Origin of the sequence: Aeromonas sp. Y311-2, assembly GCF_027706025.1 — a bacterium.
In the GTDB taxonomy this organism is placed as follows: Bacteria; Pseudomonadota; Gammaproteobacteria; order Enterobacterales; family Aeromonadaceae; genus Aeromonas; species Aeromonas veronii.
Genome location: NZ_JAPDCL010000067.1, coordinates 1 through 1,109 on the forward strand (window position 1 = coordinate 1; position 1,109 = coordinate 1,109).

General features: G+C 52.0%; 1 protein-coding gene. It reads left to right on the forward strand.

Features of this window, described 5'->3' with window-relative positions:
* Positions 1–1,082 (forward strand): IS4-like element ISAs18 family transposase (locus OKC42_RS22630; protein ID WP_270820935.1); only part of this gene is annotated, 1,082 nt, incomplete at its 5' end.
* Between the last annotated feature and the right edge of the window lie 27 nt (positions 1,083–1,109).

The following is a 1,109-nucleotide window of genomic DNA, read 5'->3' on the forward strand; positions in this document are numbered from 1 at the left end:
CTAAGCGTGTTCTTTCCCTCGCCAATGCTACCCTCGGGGTTATCGAGTCAGGTTCACTGGCCATCCACGCCATCGGTAGTGGCCTCTCCTTGGCCAACGGTCTCGAACGTAAACATGCGGTTAAACAGGTGGATCGCCTGCTCACTAACACCAAGCTCAATGTCTGGAGCCTCTTTGACGATTGGGTGCCCTATGTGGTCGGTGAACGTACCGAGATCGTAGTCTCCATGGACTGGACCGAATTCGATGCCGATGATCACAGTACCTTGGTTATCAGCCTGCAAACCAACCACGGTCGCAGTACTCCGCTGCTGTGGAAAACCCATCGGAAATCGTTGCTCAAAGGGCAACGCAATGCCCATGAGAAAGAGCTGCTCACCAAGCTCAAGCAGACGTTGCCAGAGGGTATCTTCGTGACGGTAGTAGCTGACCGCGGCTTTGGTTACATGGAGCTGTTCGAACGCCTGGAGCAAGAGCTAGGCTTTGCTTATCTCATTAGATTTAAAGGAAATGTTTTGGTTGGTTACCCTGGTGTAGAGCAGGTTCCAGCTCGGGACTGGCTAACGCCGACCGGGCGCACCCGAACCCTCAAAGCGGTGGAGCTAACTGGGCAGCGACAGCCTGTCGAACGGGTCTATTGTTGTCATAAGAGTGGCATGAAAGACGCGTGGTTTCTGGCCAGTAACCGGACCGACCTGAGCGCCGCCAAGGCGTTGCAACTATACGGCCAGCGCTGGGGTATCGAGACCAGTTTTCGTGATATCAAAGATTACAAATTCGGCATGGGTATGGGAGATGTGCACATCAGTAATCCGGTCCGGCGCGACCGACTGTTTTTATTCAGTGCCCTAGCCATCGTCTTGCTGACGCTGCTGGGTAAGGCTGGAGACAGTGTCGGTCTAGAGAGAACGATCAAGGTCAATACCAGCAAGAGCCGAACCTATTCGTTCTTTCGGCAAGGGGTCATCTATTACCAGTTGCTACCTAAAATGAAAGAAGCCAATGCGGTCTTGTTGATGGATAAATTTATCTACTACCTGAAGCAACACCGCTTATATACCCGCACACTTGGAATTATTTGAGTCTCTAAAAATGAGGGGATCTCTGAG